Source organism: Spirosoma fluviale, assembly GCF_900230225.1.
Lineage (GTDB): Bacteria > Bacteroidota > Bacteroidia > Cytophagales > Spirosomataceae > Spirosoma > Spirosoma fluviale.
Map to the genome: position 1 here is coordinate 1,168,556 of NZ_OCNH01000003.1, position 17,118 is coordinate 1,185,673.

At 49.6% G+C, this 17,118-nt stretch carries 17 protein-coding genes; 9 read left to right on the forward strand and 8 right to left on the reverse strand.

Going from position 1 to position 17,118, the window contains the following annotated elements; genetic code table 11:
* Positions 1-152: 152 nt before the first annotated feature.
* Entirely contained in the window at positions 153-1,181 is a 1,029-nt protein-coding gene (adhP, locus tag CRO74_RS20815; RefSeq protein ID WP_218840232.1) for an alcohol dehydrogenase AdhP, read from the forward strand.
* 318 nt (positions 1,182-1,499) lie between these two features.
* Complete coding sequence (locus tag CRO74_RS20820; protein ID WP_097128474.1) at positions 1,500-2,384, forward strand: cation diffusion facilitator family transporter; 885 nt, start codon at positions 1,500-1,502, stop codon at positions 2,382-2,384.
* Positions 2,385-2,479: 95 nt separating this feature from the next.
* On the opposite strand, the gene accC is transcribed toward CRO74_RS20820, so the two are convergent.
* On the reverse strand, positions 2,480-3,976 hold the full coding sequence (accC, locus tag CRO74_RS20825) for an acetyl-CoA carboxylase biotin carboxylase subunit (RefSeq protein ID WP_097128475.1): 1,497 nt from the start codon (positions 3,974-3,976) through the stop codon (positions 2,480-2,482).
* A 244-nt stretch (positions 3,977-4,220) separates the two neighbouring features.
* Between accC and CRO74_RS20830 the strand changes: the two genes are divergently transcribed.
* A complete protein-coding gene (locus tag CRO74_RS20830) occupies positions 4,221-5,525 on the forward strand; it encodes an aminotransferase class I/II-fold pyridoxal phosphate-dependent enzyme (protein ID WP_097128477.1) in 1,305 nt (434 codons plus the stop codon).
* Positions 5,526-5,670: 145 nt separating this feature from the next.
* Positions 5,671-5,850, forward strand: a complete 180-nt coding sequence (locus CRO74_RS20835) for a BF3379 family histone-like protein (protein WP_097128479.1) — start codon at positions 5,671-5,673, stop codon at positions 5,848-5,850.
* 112 nt (positions 5,851-5,962) lie between these two features.
* Here CRO74_RS20835 and CRO74_RS20840 read toward each other — a convergent pair whose 3' ends face one another.
* On the reverse strand, positions 5,963-6,379 hold the full coding sequence (locus CRO74_RS20840; RefSeq protein ID WP_097128481.1) for a MaoC family dehydratase: 417 nt from the start codon (positions 6,377-6,379) through the stop codon (positions 5,963-5,965).
* A gap of 137 nt (positions 6,380-6,516) precedes the next feature.
* Between CRO74_RS20840 and CRO74_RS20845 the strand changes: the two genes are divergently transcribed.
* Positions 6,517-7,749, forward strand: coding sequence for an acyltransferase family protein (locus CRO74_RS20845; RefSeq protein WP_097128483.1), 1,233 nt, complete (start codon positions 6,517-6,519; stop codon positions 7,747-7,749).
* A gap of 76 nt (positions 7,750-7,825) precedes the next feature.
* On the opposite strand, the gene CRO74_RS20850 is transcribed toward CRO74_RS20845, so the two are convergent.
* Entirely contained in the window at positions 7,826-8,233 is a 408-nt protein-coding gene (locus tag CRO74_RS20850; RefSeq protein ID WP_097128485.1) for a T9SS type A sorting domain-containing protein, read from the reverse strand.
* A 246-nt stretch (positions 8,234-8,479) separates the two neighbouring features.
* Here CRO74_RS20850 and pgeF point away from each other — a divergent pair, with 246 nt between their 5' ends.
* Positions 8,480-9,226 (forward strand): peptidoglycan editing factor PgeF, encoded by a 747-nt coding sequence (gene pgeF / locus CRO74_RS20855; protein ID WP_097128487.1) that lies wholly within the window; start codon positions 8,480-8,482, stop codon positions 9,224-9,226.
* 68 nt (positions 9,227-9,294) lie between these two features.
* Positions 9,295-9,537, forward strand: coding sequence for a GlsB/YeaQ/YmgE family stress response membrane protein (locus tag CRO74_RS20860; RefSeq protein WP_097128489.1), 243 nt, complete (start codon positions 9,295-9,297; stop codon positions 9,535-9,537).
* A gap of 60 nt (positions 9,538-9,597) precedes the next feature.
* On the opposite strand, the gene CRO74_RS20865 is transcribed toward CRO74_RS20860, so the two are convergent.
* Positions 9,598-10,737 carry an acyl-CoA dehydrogenase family protein gene (locus CRO74_RS20865; RefSeq protein ID WP_097128491.1) on the reverse strand — a complete coding sequence of 380 codons (1,140 nt, stop codon included), beginning with the start codon at positions 10,735-10,737 and terminating at the stop codon, positions 9,598-9,600.
* Between the two features lie 370 nt (positions 10,738-11,107).
* Here CRO74_RS20865 and CRO74_RS20870 point away from each other — a divergent pair, with 370 nt between their 5' ends.
* Together CRO74_RS20870 and CRO74_RS20875 are read left to right on the forward strand one after the other, a co-directional pair.
* On the forward strand, positions 11,108-12,439 hold the full coding sequence (locus tag CRO74_RS20870) for a UDP-glucose dehydrogenase family protein (protein ID WP_097128492.1): 1,332 nt from the start codon (positions 11,108-11,110) through the stop codon (positions 12,437-12,439).
* Between the two features lie 97 nt (positions 12,440-12,536).
* Complete coding sequence (locus CRO74_RS20875) at positions 12,537-13,517, forward strand: UDP-glucuronic acid decarboxylase family protein (protein WP_097128494.1); 981 nt, start codon at positions 12,537-12,539, stop codon at positions 13,515-13,517.
* A gap of 188 nt (positions 13,518-13,705) precedes the next feature.
* On the opposite strand, the gene nspC is transcribed toward CRO74_RS20875, so the two are convergent.
* From nspC to CRO74_RS20895, 4 genes are read right to left on the reverse strand one after another with little or no spacing between them, the layout of a single operon-like run.
* Complete coding sequence (nspC, locus tag CRO74_RS20880; protein ID WP_097128496.1) at positions 13,706-14,866, reverse strand: carboxynorspermidine decarboxylase; 1,161 nt, start codon at positions 14,864-14,866, stop codon at positions 13,706-13,708.
* 23 nt (positions 14,867-14,889) lie between these two features.
* Positions 14,890-15,345, reverse strand: a complete 456-nt coding sequence (locus CRO74_RS20885) for an energy transducer TonB (protein ID WP_245877927.1) — start codon at positions 15,343-15,345, stop codon at positions 14,890-14,892.
* Positions 15,346-15,404: 59 nt separating this feature from the next.
* Positions 15,405-16,235, reverse strand: coding sequence for an energy transducer TonB (locus CRO74_RS20890; protein WP_097128497.1), 831 nt, complete (start codon positions 16,233-16,235; stop codon positions 15,405-15,407).
* A gap of 60 nt (positions 16,236-16,295) precedes the next feature.
* Positions 16,296-17,072: a hypothetical protein gene (locus CRO74_RS20895; RefSeq protein WP_097128499.1), complete on the reverse strand. Its 777-nt coding sequence runs from the start codon at positions 17,070-17,072 to the stop codon at positions 16,296-16,298.
* Positions 17,073-17,118: the final 46 nt, after the last annotated feature.

The window sequence follows — 17,118 nt, forward strand, 5'->3', positions numbered from 1 at the left end:
TAGGCGTTCCGGACGTGTTATGGTAAAAATGACGAGTTCGTGATTAGCGCAGTATGATTCAAATTGGCTCATTAGCTGATCGGTGTCAGCTATTGTCGACGGGTACGAATGTACGTTTGTAACATCATCATTTACAATGTGTCAGCAAAACTATGATTCCATCAACAATGAAAGCGGCTGTTCTGCATGGATATGGCCAGCCATTACAACTCGAAACAATTCCGGTGCCCACCATTGGCCCCGGCCAAATATTGGTTAAAGTAGCCGCCTGTGGCGTTTGTCATACCGATTTACATGCTATAGACGGCGACTGGCCCGTAAAAGCCACACTTCCGCTCATCCCCGGTCATGAAGGTGTAGGTACCGTTGTGGCAGTGGGCGCGGGTGTAACCCACATCCACGAAGGCGACCGTGTTGGTGTTCCCTGGCTCTACTCAGCCTGCGGACACTGTGAATATTGTTATTCCGGCTGGGAAACACTTTGCCACAATCAGCAAAATACGGGCTACTCGGTGCAGGGAAGTTATGCCGAATACGTAGTGGCAGACCCCGATTACGTGGGGCATATTCCCGATGGATTGTCTTTCGTGGATGCTGCGCCCATTCTCTGCGCCGGTGTTACGGTGTATAAAGGGCTAAAAGAAACCGAAGTAAAACCCGGCGAATGGGTGGTCATTTCGGGCATTGGCGGGCTGGGACACCTGGCCGTTCAATACGCCAAAGCGATGGGTATGCACGTGGTTGCCGTCGACATCAGCCCCGAAAAACTAGCCCTGGCGAAAGAAGTCGGTGCCGACCTGACCATAAACGCAGCCACCGAAGACCCCGCAGCTATTGTTCAAGCCCAAATCGGGGGGGCGCATGGTGTGCTGGTGACGGCTGTTTCCCGAACGGCATTCGCGCAGGGCGTCGACATGCTGCGCCGGAAGGGAACGCTTGCGCTGGTAGGTTTACCACCGGGCGATTTCGACGTGAATATTTTCGACGTAACCCTGAACCGGAAAACCATTCGCGGCTCCATTGTGGGTACCCGGCAGGATTTGACCGAAAGTCTGGCCTTCGCTGCGGATGGGAAAGTACATGTACACTACCGGACGGATAAACTTGAGAATATAAATCAGGTGCTTGCCGACCTGAAAGCGGGTCAGATTGACGGGCGCGTTATTCTGGATTTTCAGTAAACTCGTGTAGGTTGATAGACCTTTAGATGCAGTAAAACGGCGTACTCCTTATCAGGTAGATAGAGGGTACGCCGTTTTACTGCATCTAAAGGGAAGGACTCACGACGGCTTAGGCAAAACCATCGGGCAGAAGTTATGTTACCATCTACAATAAACCCTTTGTCCATAGTCCGGCAAGGGGCTTGTTTTATCAGTGCCGAACGCGCCAAAACAGTCGGTTGACAAAGAAGCCTGTAGTCTGGACGGCCACGTCCGGGTGTATGTAAAGCCTATTTTTAACCCGGACGTGGCCGTCCAGGCTACACGTTAAGAAATCGAATGGAAGAGCAACTGAAGCCCCATCAGGCAGAGCGGGGACAAAAGTCGACCCTAGTGGGTATTGCCGTTAATATCGGGTTGGTATTGGTAAAAGGAACCGCCGGTTGGCTGGGAAACTCATACGCACTTATTGCCGATGCCATGGAATCTGCCACCGATATAGTGACGTCTATTTTTGTATGGGTAGGCCTGCGAACGGCGGCCCGCGCCCCCGACCAAAACCACCCCTATGGCCACGGTAAAGCCGAGCCATTGGCGGCTATCGTCGTGGCTTTTGCGCTGGTGGGGGCGGCTATTTTGATTGCGATGCAGAGTATTGAAAATATACGCGTCCCGCATAAAACTCCGGCTCCGTTTACGCTGGCAGTGCTGGCGGGCGTTGTCATTGTGAAAGAAGTCCTCTTCCGGCGTGTGGCACAGGTAGGACAGGAAACCGAGAGCAGCGCCGTTAAAGCCGATGCCTGGCACCACCGAAGTGACGCCATTACGTCGTTAACGGCCTTTATCGGGATTAGTATTGCCCTGATTGGCGGGCCGGGGTACGAAAGCGCCGACGACTGGGCTGCCCTGCTGGCGTCGGGCTTCATCGTTTATAACGCCTACCACATCTTCCGCCCGTCGTTCGGCGAAATCATGGACGAAACGCCCGAAGGCGACTGGCAACAGGAGCTGCAAACGCTGGCCATGACTGTGCCGGAGGTGAAAGGCATTGATAAGTTTCGGGTTCGAAAAACGGGTTTCGAATACTTCGTCGATCTCCATGTGCGTGTCCCCGGCAACCTGACCGTTAGCCAGGGACACGACATTGCCCACGCCGTGAAAGCGGCCATTCTGGAAGCCAGACCCGCCGTTTACGACGTGCTGGTACATATTGAGCCGGTTTGATTTTTTGTTATTTCGACGCAAGGAGGGAGGTTATAGTCGTTGGGTATAGTCTGTGATTATGCCCAACGACTATAACCCTTAGCCAACGAGTACAATCAAGCCAGCCTATTCGCTTTCCACTTACTTCTTGAGGCCGTGGCAACCACAGTTCCAGTGCTTTTAGGCTTACTGTTCTCCATCAGCCAGGCGGCTAGCACAGCGGCTAATGTACTTTCTGTGGCGTCGGGGGCGGGGGTTAGTTTGTCGGGCGTGAAGTACTTGCTGACAAAGCCCGTATCGAACTGGCCGGAGCGGAATGCGTCGTGCTTCATCACAAAGCGGCAGAACGGCAGCGTCGTTTGTACGCCCGAAATCTGGTACTCGTCGATGGCCCGGATCATTTTCTGGATGGCTTCTTCCCGCGTATCGCCGTAGGTGATGAGTTTGGCAATCATCGGGTCATAATAAATGGGAATGGCCATGCCCTGTTCGAAACCATCGTCGACCCGAACGCCATTGCCCTGCGGCCGGATGTACGTATCGAGGGTACCCACGTCGGGCAGGAAGTTGTTGGCGGGGTCTTCGGCATAAACCCGCACTTCAACGGCATGACCCTTTATCTGTAAATCCTCCTGCCGGATGGTGATCGGTTTGCCTTCGGCGATGTAGATCATCTGCTTCACCAGGTCGACGCCTGTAATCTGCTCCGTAACGGGGTGCTCCACCTGAAGGCGGGTATTCATCTCCAGAAAATAGAAGTCAAGGGCATCGTTGACGATGAATTCGACGGTTCCCGCACCATAATACCCGCACGCACGGGCAACATCGACGGCGGCCCGGCCCATGGCCTCGCGGATTTCGGGCGTAAGGATGGCCGAGGGGGCTTCTTCAACTACTTTCTGATGCCGACGCTGTACGGAGCATTCGCGCTCGAACAAGTGGATGATGTTGCCGTGCTGATCGCCCAATACCTGAATCTCGACATGCCGGGGCGAGGTGACGTACTTCTCGATGAATACCGACCCATCGCCAAAGGCCGAAATGGCTTCACTCACGGCGCGGTCCATCTGCTCATCGAAATCGCCTTCGCTTTCTACTACGCGCATCCCTTTACCGCCCCCGCCCGCACTGGCTTTGATCAGGATCGGGTAGCCAATCGTTGCCGAGATGGCTTTGGCTTCGGTGCGGTCGGTGATGGCCGATGGCGTACCGGGAACCATCGGGATATTATACTGGGCAACGGCGGCTTTAGCAGCCAGTTTACTGCCCATCACCTCGATACTCTCGGGCGAGGGGCCAATGAAAATTAACCCGGCCTCGCGAACAGAACGGGCAAAACCAGCATTTTCGGACAGAAAACCGTAGCCTGGATGAATTGCATCGACGTTCAGTCGTTTACAAACATCAATAATGACATCGGTTTTTAAATAAGATTCGGAGGAAGGAGCCGGTCCTACACATACTGCTTCATCGGCGTAGCGAACGTGGAGGGCATTTCGGTCGGCTTCGGAGTAAATAGCGACTGTCTTGATGCCCATTTCGCGGGCAGTCCGCATGATCCGCAAAGCGATTTCGCCCCGATTGGCGATAAGGATTTTTTGAATAGTTGGCACGTTACTACTTGGTAATGTTCAGGATAAATAATCTGGTCGATTCAGCGCCGATAGCCTGACGGTTTATGGCATTTCAGGACACTGGCCGCCTTTTTAACAACGGATAACCAATAATACGATTTTGTGACAAAATGATTATCGAATTGAATTTTACTGGCGCGAGTTTGTGCGACCGAAAGTTAACCGTATTTTTGCACTTACTCTGTAAAAAACCGGGGTTTGCCCTGATAAACAATAGCAATAAGTGGATTTATTTGAGAAACTACGTAACAACCTAGGCCCAATCGGTTCGCCGGCACGGGAGTTCAATGGCCACCATTATTTCGCATTTCCAAAACTTGAAGGCGAGCTTGGTCCCCACATGCGGTTTCGTGGTAAAGAGGTCCTGAACTGGAGCCTGAATAATTACCTGGGTTTGGGTAATCACCCCGAAATCCGGAAGGCGGATGCTGAGGCATCGGCCCAATGGGGATTGGCGTATCCAATGGGCGCCCGGATGATGTCGGGAAACAGCGACCTGCATGAGCAGTTCGAAAAAGAACTGGCCGAGTTTGTCGGTAAAGAAGATTCCTTCCTGCTCAACTACGGGTATCAGGGGGTAATGTCGGCCATTGAAGCTGTCGTTGACCACCGCGATGTAATCGTTTATGATGCCGAGTGCCATGCCTGTTTGATTGACGGTATCCGTCTGCACAAAGCGAAGATGGGTGAATACTATAAATTCAACCATAACGACATGGAAAGTCTGGAGAAGAACCTCCAGCGGGCGACAAAGAAAGCCGCCGAGAAAAACGGCAGCATTCTGGTTATTACCGAAGGCGTTTTTGGGATGTCGGGTAAAGTAGGCAGCCTGGATAAAATTGTTGCCCTGAAAGAGAAATATGAATTCCGGCTGTTGGTCGACGACGCCCACGGTTTCGGTACGATGGGTGCCACCGGTGCCGGTGTTGGCGAAATGCTCGGTTGCCAGGATGGTATCGACCTGTATTTCTCCACGTTTGCCAAGTCGATGGCCGCTATTGGCGCGTTCATTGCGGGTGATCACGACATCATCATGTACCTTAAGTACAACATGCGGTCGCAGACGTACGCCAAAGCCTTGCCAATGCCCTATGTGGTGGGTGGCCTGAAGCGACTTGATATGATTCGGAACTCGTCCGAGTTCCGGGATAAACTCTGGGAAAACGTTCGGGCACTGCAAAATGGTCTGAAAGAACGCGGCTTTGACATCGGCGATACGCAGTCGCCGGTAACACCCGTGCTGCTGCAAAACCTGACGGGCGGTATTCCCGAAGTGACCGCTCTCATCCGCGACCTTCGCGAAAACCTGGGTATCTTCTGCTCCATTGTGGTGTATCCTGTTGTGCCCAAAGAGATCGTTATGCTGCGGATCATTCCAACGGCTGCTCACACCCTCGAAGACGTACAAATTACCCTCGAAGCATTCTCGGCTGTAGCTGAAAAGCTGGCAAATGGCGACTACCGGCAAAAAACCACCGATATTGCTTCAGAAACGATAGAAGTATCGGCCGAAGCAGCCGCTGAGTAGGCTTTTTACAGAAAAGTTGCATTTTTTGGCTATTTTTTTGTCTTGCCTATTGCGCTGTATGAGAGAATGACTAAATTTCCGTCGAAAACCGCGTTTTTAGCGGAATTTGGGCATTTTTCATACACTTAAACCCATACAAATCGCTATGGCACGCTTCGATGAAGTAAAGAATTTGGTTATGTCGCTTGAAAGTGATTTCGAGAAATTTTACGAAAAAAATAACCAGGCTGCCGGAACTCGCGTTCGTAAAGGAATGCAAGATTTGAAGACGTTAGCACAGGAGATTCGTTCTGAAGTTCAGAATGCGAAGAACGGTGCAGCGTAAGTAACAGGTCTTTTCGGACCCCTAAAAAAGACTCCCCCACTTGGCAAATGCACCAGGTGGGGGAGTCTTTGCGTAGAGACGCGACCCTTCGCGTCTCAAATAGTCAAATACATTACAGAATTTTCTCGCGGTGCATCAGGGTAGCTATTCCCTTTGTAGTAACTTTTCCGGTTTGCTTGTCCCTAATCTCGCCAAGGATTTGCGCCGTGTGCCTGGCCGAATCAATGGCCTGGACCGTAAACGTAGCTTCATAGTCCGTGTCAACGAACATAGGCCTTAAAAACTCCAGCGTTTGGCCCAGGTAAACAGAACCATAGCCCGGGAACTCGGTGCCCAACACTTTTGTGAATACACTCGCCCCCAGCATGCCGTGGATAATGGGGCGTTTAAACGGGGTCTGTGCCGCAAAATCGGCATCAAGGTGAAGCGGATTGTTATCGCCTGTAACGCGGGCGAAGTCGGCTACATCAGCCTGCGAAAACCGAAAGGAGTAACTATGGCTAGCGTTTAGGCCAAATTCAGGAGTCATATGGGAAGATGAATGATAAATAATGAAGATTAATGCCGCGAAAGTCGGTAAAGTTCGGGATGTTTCGTTAAATCATTCATCACTGATTCGCCAGCCCGGTTATCATTCGTAATTCTCTAGTACCTTCGTAGTGAATTATGCTGAGAAATCTATTTTCGCTCGATACAGCGACAGCGAAGCGCGTATTCGGGTTAGATATTATGCGGGCCGTTGCCATCCTGATTGTTGTGGATGCGCATGCAACCATTGCCCTTAAAGAATATTATAGCGGAGCATTCTGGCACCACCTGTTGCCCGATGGTGTCGAGCTTTTTTTTGTGCTTAGTGGTTTTTTGATCGGCGGGATTCTGATTCGATCTTACGAAAAGAAACAAACCTTCGACCGGCAGTTGCTGCTGAATTTCTGGACTCGCCGGTGGTTTCGTACGCTGCCAAACTACTACCTGGTCCTGACCGGAATCATCTTGTTAGCACTCGTGAGGGCGTGGCGAAGTGGCTTGCCCAATGCCCTTCCCGATACCGGAATACTGGTAAGGTACTACCTGTTCGTACAAAACTTTGCCAGCTACATACCTGACTTTTTCCCCGAAACCTGGAGCCTGGCCATTGAAGAGTGGTCGTACATAACGCTGCCATTGGTGCTTTGGGGAATGCATCGTCTGCTGATCGGACATTGGTCACGGCAGCGAATCGTTCTGATAACAATTCTCCTTATTATTATCGGTACAAACCTGTACCGGCTTATATCGGCTCTTCAGATTCCGATGTCGGAGGGGGAACTAGGGTATCGGGGCATTGTGATGACCCGCCTGGATGCCATTTCATACGGGGTGCTGGCTGCTTACGTTAAGCATTATTTTCCCAATAGCTGGCAAAATCATTCGCTGCGTACCCGGTTACTGGTTGTGGGTTTATGCCTTACGGTACTGGCTGCTTTCACGTCCTCTATCGTTATTCTGACGTTTTACAATGATGTTGGCCTGTTCCCGGCATATACTTTCTATAAGCGTACCGTCTACTTTCCCGTTATTGGCCTGAGTATGGCGTTGCTGATGCCTTATATGGATGGCTGGCGAACCGCTCCGGTAAGTTGGGTAACGTTTGGTGTTGCCCGCGCCATTACACATATCAGCCTGATCTCTTACTCCATGTACCTGCTCAACCTAACGCCAATCATGTCGACGCTGGTTGATCGTATACCTACTACATCGCTTACGATAGGCTGGGTAAAAGTGGGGGTATTTTGGGCACTGGTACTGGTCTTGTCAACGTTGCTCTACAAGTTTTTTGAAAAGCCGGTTACCGAACTTCGCGAGCGCCTGTCGGCTAAGGAACCGACACAGCTTATTAACGAACGGGTGGACGGGTAGCGAACCCGGTTTATTTATTAAAAAAGGTGCCTGATTGATCAGGCACCTTTTTTAATAGTGAGATAGATAGAAAGAGTTAGTTGATAGCAACCAGTCGGTTGGGTGTAGCAGGTTGATTTGTCGAAAGGATCACATTTTGCGTCGTTGTTTCGGCTCCATTGCTGATTTCCAACGTGTATGTACCGTCTTCCAGATCGCTTAGGTTTAAGCTCAGGCGGCAACCTTTGTCATGCTTGCCAAGGTATTGTGCGTACAATACTGTACCCGTCGTGTCCTTCAGACGAATGTCGACCCGGCCGTTTGTCTCTTTATCAAGGGCGATGTTCAACTTGCCTTTCACGGTTGTGTAAATACCTGTTTTGTAGGTGGCAACCTTCGATGCGCGACCAATGGGGTTGGTTTCTGTAGCTTTTGCAAAAGAAGCAACCGAAGCAACAACGGTAAGTGAAAGAGCTAAAGCGAGGGATTTGATGAGCGTTTTCATGGTCTTTATATTTTTGTGTTTTGAGTTAAATGCGAGTCGGGTTATTCCCGATTGGTGAAACAAAGATATAGGCTATGGTTGGTACTATGTAATGCAAACTACTGGAGCGGTTATTCCGGTTGATGAGTGGACTAAAACCACGTTGCCTGAGCGAACGGTACGTTAGGAAGGAGTCAATTTAGGCCGCAACTTTGTCGGACTTTAGCCAGGAGTGGATGCCTGCAAGCTTATAATTGTCCAGATTTCATGAAATCGTATTATAGTCCAGCTATATTTTCTTTATTCCCTACGGTAATTGCTGCCGAGAGTACCCGACAGGGGGGTGTTAGTCCTGCTCCTTTTACGTCGCTCAACCTGGGGATAAACACCGCCGATGAAGTTGTCAATGTTGATGAGAACCGTCGTCGTTTCTTTTCGGTCATTGGTGCCGGTTCGTTCCAGTTTGCGTCGTCACATCAGGTGCATGGTACTGCTGTTTTATATGCAACGGAACCGGGTCGGTTTGAAGGCTATGATGCCCTGATCACTAACCGGCCAAATCTGCTCGTTGGGGTAACGGTGGCGGACTGTGTCCCAATTTTAATTTATGACCAGATTCATCAGGCAGTTGCGGCTATCCATGCGGGCTGGCGGGGAACGGTAGGCGGAATTGTAACCAAAACATTAGAGGCCATGCAGAATCAGTTTGGCACATTGCCGGAGGGGTGTTATTGTTATATAGGCACCTGCATTGATGAATGCGCGTTTGAGGTTGGTCCCGAAGTAGCCGAGCAGTTCTCGCCAGCGTTCAGGCGTGCTGATGATACCACTGGAAAAAGTTACATTGATCTGAAAGCAGCAAATACACGGTTGCTGATTGATTTCGGAGTGCCTGAAAACCAGATAAGTATTTCTCCGTTTTCGACAGCAGTAAACAACGATACGTATTTCTCATATCGGATGGAGGGAGGGCAAACCGGACGAATGTTAGCGGTTATCGGGTTGAGTGAGTAAACAATACTATAGTAGTTGAGTTATGTATCTGTTCTAATCAAATTACTTTTACTCAACACTCAAACGTCATGGGAATCTTAGTATCAATTCTGGTAGGTGCAGTGGCCGGCTGGCTTGCTGATCTTGTTTTCAAACGGTTTTCGTTTTCACTCTTTGCCGAAATTTTGCTGGGTATTGCCGGTGGATTTGTAGGTGGCTGGATTTTCGGCCGGGATGGCGGTATTATTGACCAGATTCTAACAGCTTTTGTTGGCGCTGTTGTTATTCTTGGTATTGCAGCCTTGATTAAGGGCTCGCGCCGTACGGTATAAGTTAATATTAAAGTAGTCAAAATTACACGGGCGGCCCTAGGGCCGCCCGTGTAATTTTGACTACTTTAATATCTGCCTCGAAATGACCAACTTCTGGATTTCGCTGGTTCCTTCACCAATAGTACACAACTTCGCATCGCGGTAAAACTTCTCAACGGGGTAATCCTTCGTGTACCCATAACCGCCGAAGATCTGAACAGCCTCATTAGCAACGCTAACCGCTGTTTCAGACGCAAACAACTTCGCCATTGCCGATTCTTTCGTGACCGACTCTCCGGCATCTTTCAAGATAGCGGCCTGATAGGTCAGTAGTTTAGCGGCTTCAATGGCGGTGGCCATATCGGCCAGTTTAAAGCTTATTCCCTGGAAATTCGCAATTGGCTGACCAAATTGTTCCCGCTCTTTAGCATAAGCAACGGCGGCATCATACGCCCCGTAAGCAATACCAAGGCTTAGGGCCGCGATAGAAATACGGCCTCCATCGAGTACTTTGAGTGATTGTACAAAACCATCACCAACCGCGCCAAGCCGTTGACTATCGGAAATGCGGCAGTCCTGAAAAAGCATTTCTGCCGTTTCCGACGCCCGCATACCGAGTTTATCTTCTTTCCGCCCCCCTAAAAAGCCGGGAGTACCGCGTTCTACAATAAACGCTGTGGCGTTGTGTGGCGTATTGGGTTCGCCAGTACGGGCAATCACAACCGCTACATGGCCGCTTTTGCCATGCGTGATGAAGTTCTTTGCCCCATTTAATACCCAATCGTCACCGTCCTGTTGAGCGGTTGTTCGCATATTTCCGGCGTCGGAGCCGGTATTGGGTTCTGTAAGGCCCCAGGCCCCCAGCCACTCGCCTGATGCCAGCCGTGGCAAATAGGTTTCTTTCTGGGTTTCATTGCCGAACAGAAGAATGTGATTTGTGCAAAGTGAATTATGGGCAGCCATCGATAAGCCAATGGAACCGTCAACGCGGGAAAGCTCAACGATAGCCGTTACATATTCCTGATAACCCAAACCCGATCCACCGTAATATTCCGGAACAAGCATACCCATTAACCCCTGTTCGCCCAGTTCCTGGAACAGTTCTGAGGGAAAGTATTGACTATCATCCCATTGACGAATGTTGGGGAGAATGAACCGTTCACTAAATTTTCGAACTGATTGGGCAATTAATTCTTTGTTTTCTACAATTTCATTTGTCATAAAGTTGGGTCTCTTTAGTTGTTGATTGGGAAGAAAGTTAAGGAATTTCTAGGATAAGTACAAGTCTAAAGTTAAGGCTTACATAAGCGTTTTTATTTGCAGAAAAAGGTCGTAAAATAGTTTTTTGATTAACGAAAATAAATATTAGTAAATCTATTGTTTTTGTTAACTGGTATTTTGTATTTTTGTCATGCGTAATTTTATAAACGTTTTAAACTGAATAATCGAAATGAAAAGCTTTTGACACGTACAGGATATTATTTACTGGCCCTAGGAGCTTATTAAAAAACTCCTATTTTTGTACCGTTGATTATCGTAAATGAGTAGTATAAATAGTCAATTTTTAATTTTTTATTTTAATAGATAATATATGAAACTAGCTGTTGTTGGAACCGGATATGTAGGACTTGTTACGGGTACGTGCTTTGCCGAAACGGGAAATCAGGTTACCTGTGTAGACATTGATGAGCGCAAAGTAGGCAAACTTAATAACGGGATTGTTCCTATTTACGAACCAGGTCTGGAGACTTTGTTTCACCGGAATGTTGAAGAAGGTCGTTTGACGTTCACCACTAATCTGGAAGAAGGAATCAAGGGAGCCGAAGTTATCTTTCTGGCCCTGCCAACTCCTCCGGGTGAGGATGGCTCCGCTGATTTGAAATACATTTTGAAAGTAGCCAGTGACCTGGGCCCAATTTTGAGCCAATACGCTGTCATTGTTGATAAAAGTACAGTACCTGTAGGCACAGCCGAAAAAGTACACGCGCACATTGCAGATAACGCCAAGGTGGACTTCGACGTGGTATCGAACCCCGAGTTCCTTCGGGAAGGTGTTGCCGTAGAAGACTTTATGAAGCCTGACCGGGTGGTTATTGGAACGAAGTCGGATCGGGCGAAAGCTGTCATGACCCGGCTGTATGCACCGCTGGTACGTCAGGGTAACCCCGTCATCTTTATGGATGAGCGTTCGGCTGAAATGACCAAGTATGCCGCTAACGCGTTCCTAGCCACAAAAATTACGTTCATGAACGAAATCGCTAACCTGTGTGAGCGGGCGGGCGCAAACGTAGACGATATCCGTCGGGGTATCGGAACAGACAGCCGGATTGGTAAACGATTCCTGTTTGCGGGTATTGGTTACGGCGGTAGCTGCTTCCCTAAAGATGTGCAGGCACTGGCGAGAACAGCCCAGGATTTTGATTATGATTTCAAAGTGCTGAAATCCGTAATGGAGGTTAACTACGAGCAGAAAACAAAGCTCATGCCGTTGATCCTGAAGCACTTTGATGGAGATATAAAAGGAAAGACCATTGCGATCTGGGGTCTGGCCTTCAAACCTTATACAGATGATATTCGCGAAGCCCCGGCTTTGGATAACATTAAGGCGTTGATCGAGGCAGGTGCCAAGGTGACGGTCTATGATCCGGAAGCAATGGACAATGTACGGGAGCAAATCGGTAATGCAGTAACCTACGCCCACACGCAGTATGCCGCCCTTGACGACGCCGATGCGCTGGTGGTAATTACCGAATGGCCGCTGTTCCGTACACCTGATTTCGATAAAATGAATCTTTTATTGAAAAATAAAGTAATTTTCGACGGTCGTAATGTATATGAGCTTGATCAAATGATCGAACAGAATTATACATACTACTCAATAGGCCGTGAGCCCATTATGGCCCCGGTTGAGCAAAAAGTTTAAATGCAATTAAACACTTAGACATAAGAATGCAGTTGTATATAGGTGGCTATCACCTGTATACGCTGCGTTTTTGTGCCTGTAGCCGTCGAAACAACTTATGAAACGTGTTCTAATCACCGGAGGAGCCGGCTTTTTAGGGTCGCATCTATGCGACCGATTCATTAAAGAAGGGTACCATGTCATTGCCATGGATAATCTCATTACGGGCGACATGCGGAACATCGAGCATTTGTTCCATCTGCCCAATTTTGAGTTTTACCATCACGATGTATCCAAATTTATTCACGTTCCGGGTGAGTTGGATTACATTCTACATTTTGCCTCACCGGCCAGCCCGATCGACTACCTGAAAATTCCGATCCAAACCCTGAAGGTTGGGTCGCTGGGTATTCACAATTGCCTTGGGCTAGCTCGTGTAAAAGGGGCTCGCGTACTTATTGCGTCGACGTCCGAAGTATACGGCGACCCAAGTGTTCACCCACAGCCCGAAGAATACTGGGGTAATGTAAACCCGGTAGGCCCGCGTGGTGTATACGACGAAGCAAAACGATTCCAGGAAGCGATCACGATGGCTTATCATACCTATCATGGTCTGGAAACGCGTATCGTGCGGATTTTTAATACATATGGCCCTCGCATGCGCCTGAATGACGGCCGGGTATTGCCCGCATTCATTGGACAGGCATTACGTGGTGAAGACCTGACGGTTTTTGGCGATGGTAGCCAGACCCGTTCGTTCTGCTACGTTGATGATCTGGTAGAAGGTATTTATCGGTTGCTGCTGAGCGACTACGCCTATCCGGTCAACATCGGCAATCCGTCGGAAATCACCATTAAAGAATTTGGTGAGGAGATCATCAAACTTACGGGCACCAAGCAAAAGTTGATTCTGAAAGACTTACCCGTCGACGATCCGAAACAACGCCAGCCCGACATTACGAAAGCAAAAGCGATTCTGGACTGGGAGCCTAAAGTGTCGCGCGAAGAGGGCCTTCGCATTACGTACGATTACTTTAAAAGTTTGCCTGAAGAAGAATTATACACGGCGGCTTATCACCGGGAGTTTGCAAAAAACTAAAGAACCGGTTTTCATTTGGGAAAACGGTTGTAGCTTTACTTTGCTGTAACTGCCTTAGGTGGTTACCTTTAGCTGTCTACTAAAAACCTGCACACGGTATCGTATGCAGGTTTTTTGTTGCAGTGCCGGGCGTCCCGCCCGGCCGTGAAGTAAGTTTGTTTAGGCCCAGCCGGGCGGGACGCCCGGTACTACAGCTTATCCTTAAAACTTTCGTAGCCGAATGTCTTAATTACCTGAAACGATTCATCTTCTTTCCAGACGCCAATGGCGGGCAGGTTTACGCCATTGAACGTGGTGGTCTTCACCATCGTGTAATGGATCATGTCGTCGAACACAACTTTGTCGCCTACTTCGAGCGGTTTGTCGAATGAGTAATCGCCCATGAAATCACCGGCCAGGCAGGTCATGCCACCCAGTCGATAGGTGGGTTTTCCGGCAACGGGCTCGTGGTACGAATGAATGATGCGCGGTTTGTAGGGCATTTCGAGCGTATCGGGCATGTGGGCCGCGAAGGACGTATCCAGAATGGCGACATCAATGCCCTGGCTGTTGAACACATCGAGTACGGTCGAGATCAGAACACCCGTTTGCCAGGCAATGGCCGAACCCGGCTCCAGGATTATATCGACGTTGTACTTCTGCCGGAAAGCCGTCAGCAAGCCAATGAGGTGATTGGTATCGTAGCCTTCACGGGTCATTAAATGGCCCCCGCCGAAGTTCACCCATTTGGCTTGGTACAGCAACTTGTCGAACCGGCTTTCAAGGGATTCCAGCGTGCGTTCGAGGGTAAACGAATCGTTCTCGCAGAGCGTGTGAAAGTGAATGCCCTCCAGGCCTTCAGGCAGTTGATCGGGTAGTTGATCGCGGGTGGCACCAAGTCGTGAACCGGGCACACAGGGATTATACATATCCGTAGCTACTTCCGAATACTGCGGATTAACCCGGATACCGCACGAAACGGGCTTACCGGCCACCCGATCTTTAAAGCGCTCCCACTGACTCCAGGAGTTGAACGTCAGGTGACTGCTTCGGCTAACTACCTCGTCGAACGTAGCGTCCTGATAAGCGGGTATATAAGTATGCGCCTGCACACCCATGTATTCATTCACAAGCTTGATTTCGTTGAGTGAACTGGCCGTAGCTCCACTCAGGTATTGGCGAACCAGCGGAAAGGCCGAGTACATCGAAAACCCTTTCAGCGCCAGAATGATGGTCACACCGGCCGCACGTTGTACTGAGTCGATCAGTTCAAGATTTCGGCGGAGTTTGGCTTCTTCAAGCACAAAGCAGGGCGACGGAATAACGGGTTCGGCATTGCCGTTGAGGTGTTGAAGCAAAGTCGTATTCATGCCGCAAAGGTAGGCAAACCTACCTATCGTATCTTAACCTTTGGATAGTCGATTCCGAAAAGTATAGGCAATGTATATTTGACACGCAACAGGCGGCCTGATTGACTGCCAGCTTGCCAGCAACAGGGCATTGCCTCAACAAGCCGCATGGCCTCCTCGTCGCAGCCATAGCCTAAACCTTTCCATAATTGAATAGTCGTTAGTTGACCGTCTGGCTCAATAACAAATGAAACAAGTACCCGGCCTTTTATGCCTGCTTTTTGCGCTTCCTTAGGATAAGAGATATTTTTCTGAAGATAGTCTTTCAATGCATCCATACCGCCCGGAAACTGAGGCTGACGTTCGACAACTGTGTAGACGGTTGTGTCGGCTTTAGCAGGTTTTTGGGCAAGTGCCAGGGTGGAAAGTAAAAGCAAACCCGCACTCATCCCTACAAGTCGGACGAGTGCGGGTATATATAAGTGGAAACAAGGCTCCATAGTAGTCGACTGGTTTATACAGCAAAGGGATGCAGCTCCTAAGCTTATTCCATAATGCCTTACTCCAGCGTAAACGAAATAGGTAGATTATACTTCACCCGAACGGCGCGGCCTGATTGTTTGCCCGGCCGCCAGTTGGGCATTTTACGCATAACCCGAACGGCTTCTTCGTCGCAACCGAAACCGATGCCTTTTACGACCTGCAAATCAGTCAGGCTGCCATCGGTATTTACCACGAAGCTAACGTATACCCGGCCAGCCACACCGGCCGAAGCGGCCTGGCGAGGGTAATTCAGGTTTTTGCTCAGAAAGTTGCGTAAGGCTTCCATACCACCGGGATATTCCGGCTGCTGCTCGACGACGAGAAAGGGCGCTTCGGTTTTGGGGGCGGCCTCTATCGCTTTTTCGGTAACCGTTGGGGCCGATGCTTCGGGTGCGGCAATAACGTCGATGTCGCCGGTTCCTTCGGCAGTTTGTGTGCCGGAGGTTGCGTCTTTTAATTCCTCCGTAGTAGGGGGCAACGTTTCTTCTACCACATCGGCCTCAGGCATCACAACGGGCGGCAGATTGCGCACGGTGTTAACAGCCGGAGCGGTTTCGGCGGGGGGAATGACGATGGGTTTCTCGGCGGGTGGTTCTGCCAGTTTAGTCAGCGTTACTTCGCTCATTGACTGATTTGCCGTAATGGATTCGTGGGGCCAAAAACGGGCATACAGGGTAGGCGCTGCCAGGGCACTCAAAAACAGACCGACGCCCAGCCCTAATGCGCGGCTGAGTGTCGGTCTGTATTGGCTACGGAGGTCAAAAGCACCGTAGGCCCGGTTACGAGCCTGAAAAATGATGTCGTCGTAGGTTAACAGGACGGCCTCGGAAGCGGTAGAAGGATACATGGCGTTGCTGATTTAGTTTGTATCAGCTGGATGGTTTCACCCGCCAAATTCCACACAAGGCTACAGGCTGTCGTATTTTTTTACCAGAGTAATGGCGTCATTATCCGTCTTGAAATATAAATTTTCCTGCTTTACGAACGCTTTTAATTCGTCCTTCCGGTCGCCGAGGGCGTCGATGATCGACTTGTCGGAAAGCTTAACTTTGGTAAGCGTCTGGTCCGGCTTGAGCAGGTAGTAGGAGTACGTATCCCGGAAAGCGTCGTAGCGAACATCGTTGGCGTAAGGATTTTTATAATCTGCCGGTTTAAACGATTTTGATATACGTTTGAGCAGGGTATTTTTTCCTTCATAAAGCACCAGAAAATACCCGTCTTTCAGGGCCTGATCGTTTGTGATAGCGGTTGGCCATCGCTTGAAAACATAGGTTTGTCCCTCGTTATTTTTTAGGGTAAATCGTTTTACCTGACTTGCATCGACAATGATCGAGTCATTGCCCGCCCATGTCCGCAGGAGAATTAACTGTTGTTGATAGGCATTGAATTTAATGGGAACATTGGTGTAATTCTGACCGGCGGTCATCTCGATCTGGCCTTTGTTCCACTCCGGTAAAAAATAAGGCGTTCCCCGAAGTCCCTCATAACGATGATCGATGGTGTTGACCATACCATTAGGTCCTGTTCCAACAATCTGGCTTGTCGACTGGTAGGTTTCGAATCCATTGCGCCGGTCGTTGGGATTGACCTGCTGGACGGGTTTTGCTTTGGTCGAATCGCGGGTTTGTGCGTGGGCAAGCGACAACGAAAAGATGGCCAGGGTTGTCAGGAATAGTGTTTTCATAAGCAGGTATGTTCGTGGATATTGTTGGTTGCGTAAATAACGAAAA

Bases quoted from the DNA above. Each gene is read 5' to 3' on its own strand.
- adhP (WP_218840232.1), top strand. From the start codon at position 153: ATGATTCCATCAACAATGAAAGCGGCTGTTCTGCATGGATATGGCCAG.
- CRO74_RS20820 (WP_097128474.1), top strand. From the start codon at position 1,500: ATGGAAGAGCAACTGAAGCCCCATCAGGCAGAGCGGGGACAAAAGTCG.
- CRO74_RS20835 (WP_097128479.1), top strand. From the start codon at position 5,671: ATGGCACGCTTCGATGAAGTAAAGAATTTGGTTATGTCGCTTGAAAGT.
- CRO74_RS20840 (WP_097128481.1), bottom strand. From the start codon at position 6,379: ATGACTCCTGAATTTGGCCTAAACGCTAGCCATAGTTACTCCTTTCGG.
- CRO74_RS20845 (WP_097128483.1), top strand. From the start codon at position 6,517: ATGCTGAGAAATCTATTTTCGCTCGATACAGCGACAGCGAAGCGCGTA.
- CRO74_RS20850 (WP_097128485.1), bottom strand. From the start codon at position 8,233: ATGAAAACGCTCATCAAATCCCTCGCTTTAGCTCTTTCACTTACCGTT.
- pgeF (WP_097128487.1), top strand. From the start codon at position 8,480: ATGAAATCGTATTATAGTCCAGCTATATTTTCTTTATTCCCTACGGTA.
- CRO74_RS20860 (WP_097128489.1), top strand. From the start codon at position 9,295: ATGGGAATCTTAGTATCAATTCTGGTAGGTGCAGTGGCCGGCTGGCTT.
- CRO74_RS20865 (WP_097128491.1), bottom strand. From the start codon at position 10,737: ATGACAAATGAAATTGTAGAAAACAAAGAATTAATTGCCCAATCAGTT.
- CRO74_RS20870 (WP_097128492.1), top strand. From the start codon at position 11,108: ATGAAACTAGCTGTTGTTGGAACCGGATATGTAGGACTTGTTACGGGT.
- CRO74_RS20875 (WP_097128494.1), top strand. From the start codon at position 12,537: ATGAAACGTGTTCTAATCACCGGAGGAGCCGGCTTTTTAGGGTCGCAT.
- nspC (WP_097128496.1), bottom strand. From the start codon at position 14,866: ATGAATACGACTTTGCTTCAACACCTCAACGGCAATGCCGAACCCGTT.
- CRO74_RS20885 (WP_245877927.1), bottom strand. From the start codon at position 15,345: ATGGAGCCTTGTTTCCACTTATATATACCCGCACTCGTCCGACTTGTA.
- CRO74_RS20890 (WP_097128497.1), bottom strand. From the start codon at position 16,235: ATGTATCCTTCTACCGCTTCCGAGGCCGTCCTGTTAACCTACGACGAC.
- CRO74_RS20895 (WP_097128499.1), bottom strand. From the start codon at position 17,072: ATGAAAACACTATTCCTGACAACCCTGGCCATCTTTTCGTTGTCGCTT.